This is a genomic window from Mycobacterium sp. (assembly GCF_049281135.1).
Lineage (GTDB): Bacteria > Actinomycetota > Actinomycetes > Mycobacteriales > Mycobacteriaceae > Mycobacterium.
This window is the reverse complement of sequence record NZ_JBAPRN010000225.1, coordinates 1-2,981: the sequence shown is the minus strand read 5'-3', so window position 1 is coordinate 2,981 and position 2,981 is coordinate 1. Positions and strand designations below refer to the sequence as shown.

3 protein-coding genes are annotated in these 2,981 nt (G+C 66.3%); all 3 read right to left on the bottom strand.

Going from position 1 to position 2,981, the window contains the following annotated elements; translation table 11 throughout:
• Positions 1 to 61: 61 nt before the first annotated feature.
• On the bottom strand, positions 62 to 1,003 hold the full coding sequence (gene fmt, locus WAN02_RS09290) for a methionyl-tRNA formyltransferase (protein WP_422263864.1): 942 nt from the start codon (positions 1,001 to 1,003) through the stop codon (positions 62 to 64).
• A gap of 47 nt (positions 1,004 to 1,050) precedes the next feature.
• Complete coding sequence (locus tag WAN02_RS09285; RefSeq protein ID WP_422263863.1) at positions 1,051 to 1,767, bottom strand: LpqN/LpqT family lipoprotein; 717 nt, start codon at positions 1,765 to 1,767, stop codon at positions 1,051 to 1,053.
• Positions 1,768 to 1,893: 126 nt separating this feature from the next.
• A partial coding sequence (locus WAN02_RS09280) for a cytochrome P450 (protein WP_422263862.1) occupies positions 1,894 to 2,981 on the bottom strand: 1,088 nt, incomplete at its 5' end.

Here is a 2,981-nt window from a genome sequence, read left to right as displayed (position 1 = left end):
GCTGATCGCTGCGGGGTGCGCGCGGTCGGCCGCTCGCGGCGCGGCCTGTCCGGTGGCGGGGTCATGACGCGCGCACAGATGGCTCGAGGCGGGCTCCCCTGGCCCAGTCGACGGCGTTCATCGGCTTCTTGCCCGGTGCCTGCACTTTGCCGAGCCGTACCGGCTGCGAGGCAGTGCCGATCCGCACACTGCGGCGGTCAACGTGAATGTCGCCGGGCGACAGCGGCTTTGGCAGGTTTTGCCCGTCGGTGTCGATGTACACCGGCCCCAGTTTGACGCGCAGATCACCGATCAGGGTCCACGCCCCCGGGTTCGGTGTCACGGCGCGGACGCGCCGCTCGACCACCTCGGCCGGAAGGTCCCATCGGACGCGAGCCTGTTCGACGGTGATCTTCGGCGCGATGCTGACGCCGTCAGACGACTGCGGGACCGGGCTGAGCGTCCCGTCCGCGATGCCGTCCAGAGTGGCTGACAGCAACGCCGCACCCGAAATCGCCAGCCGGTCAAGCAGATCCCCCGCAGTGTCGATCGGGCGCACCGAATCGGTGACCACACCGTAAACCGGCCCGGAGTCCAGACCGGCTTCGATCTGAAACGTCGTCGCACCGGTGACGGCGTCACCTGCCGCGATCGCCGCCTGCACCGGGGCCGCCCCACGCCAGGCGGGCAGCAACGAGAAGTGCAGGTTGACCCAGCCGTGCGCCGGAACCGCCAGCAGTTCGTCACGCAAAAGTGCGCCGAAGGCCACCACCGGACAGCAGTCAGGCTGCAGATCTGATAGCTCTGCGACGAACTCCGCAGAGTTGGGCCGTTCCGGACGCAGCACCGGGATGCCCTGCTCCAGAGCGAGACGGGCTACCGGTGACGGCTGCGTCTTGCCATGGCGGCCCGAGGCAGCATCCGGCCGGGTGAGCACCGCGATCACCTCATGACGCGGCGAGTCGATCAGACTGCGCAGCGCGGGCAGCGCGGGTTCCGGTGTTCCGGCAAAGACGAGACGCACCGGATCAGTCTAGGAATGCCCGGCGGACCGTCAGGCCGCCGCGGGCACTATCCGACGTTGATCGTCGTCTTCTCGTCGATGGTGACCGTCGCCGGCAGCGCCTGCGGGACCTGGTCCGGAAGGAGATCAGCGTTGAGCTCCAGCAGGTAGATGTTGTCTTTCCCATCGATCACGACGACTTTGTCCGCAACCGCCTTCTCCTGGCCGTCTTGCGTCCAGGTGCCGCCTAGCTGGTAGGCGGGAGAACCGCCCAGGTTGTCCTCATTGCCCTCGCCCATCTGCTTGAAACCGGGCAGATTTTTGGTTCCACCGGCGGCGAGTTCGATCAGCTTCTGCGGGTCTACATCGCCGTCGAGCTTGGACAGCGTCGCCACGATGCTGGGGGTGTATTTGGCCGCCTCCGGACCGGTGTCGACGATGGCCCAGTAGGCGGTGGCCGGGGTGTCGGGTCCGGCGTCGGCCCAGCCGTCCGGAATCGGGAAGTTGACGGTCGGCGCGCCGGGGTCACCCTTGTGGACTGGTGTCGCGGTGATGTGGCTGTCCTGGATATAGCTCGCGATCGAGGGGTTGGGCCCTTGCGCGGTGATCCGCGGCGCCACTTTCGACTGCGGTTTGGCGGTGGTTGCCGAGGTCGCCGCGCTTCCCGCGGCGGACGTGTTGCTCGCCGCGTTGTTGCTGCTCGGCGAGGAGCTACATCCGGTGAGGCTGATCCCCACTGCGACGACGGCAATCGTGATACCGGCGCTTGCTAACGTGCGCTTCATTGCACTGGCTCCTGTCGGTTGGCTTTACGACGCGTGCGCGAAATCAACGCGTTGGCGAGCATACCGTCAACGCATCGCGGTCGTTGTGGGCTCCTACCAGCGGCGCTGTAGTTGACTCCGGCGTATTCAGTATCCGGCGTCGAATTCGATGGGCAAGGTTGTCGGGCCGGTGATGCCCATTAGCGGCTTCCATGGGGCCGGGCCGCTACGGCGCGGGTTGGGCATCCGGCGTGTGATCACGGCTAGGGCTTCGGCGAGTTCGGCTCTGGCCAGGTGTGCTCCCAGGCAGTAATGAATGCCGCCGCCGAACGTCAGCATGCTCGCCGCCCCCTCGCGGGTGATGTCGAGGCGGTCGGGATCGTCATAGACGGCGGGGTCGCGGTTGGCGGCGGCGGTATTGACCATCAGGTGCGTGCCCGCCCGCACCGTCACGCCGTCGAGTTCGACATCCTCGACAGGCTGGCGGATGGTGCCGAAAATGACCGGGTTATAGCGCATGAGCTCCTCGACTGCCTGTGGTGCGAGTTCGGGACGCGCAGCCAGCAGGTCCCATTGCTCAGGGTGATCGCACAGAGCCTGCACGGCGGCGCTCAACTGATTGCGCGTGGTGTCGGTGCCCGCCATCAACAGGCCTTCCGCGAGCATGACGAGCTCGCCGGAAGTGAGCCGGTCGCCGTCATCTTCGGCACGAATCAGCTCAGAGACCAAGTCGTCGGTAAGGCTGTGGCGCCGCCGAGCGATCATGTCCTCGATGTAGGCGTCGAGTTCGTCGAAGGCCGCCATGATGATCGGAGTGTCGTTGGCGACGTTCCATGTGAGGAGCTTGAAGATGTCGTCAGCCCAGTCAGAAAACCGTTGCCAGTCGTGACGTGGGGCGCCGAGCAACCCGCTGATGATCGCAATCGGATACCGGCGGGCGATGTCGGAGACCACGTCGCAGCGCCCGATGCTGGTCACCGGGTCGACCAGTTCGGTGATGACCCCGGCGATCGTGGCCTTCAGTCGTGCGGTTGACCGTGGGGTGAACGCCTTGGAGACGAGCCGACGCAACCGATTGTGATCGGCGCCGTCCCGACTCAACAGGCCTGCGGTGACCTTGTCCCAGACCGGGCCGCTGGTGATGCCTTGTGCCGCGAGCGCGACCCCCTTCGGCATGCGAAACCGGGGATCGCGCAGAACTTGTCGAACAAGCTCGTAGCTCAACACCTCCGGTC

Coding starts and splice junctions, on each gene's coding strand:
- WAN02_RS09285 (WP_422263863.1), bottom strand. CDS start 1,767: ATGAAGCGCACGTTAGCAAGCGCCGGTATCACGATTGCCGTCGTCGCA.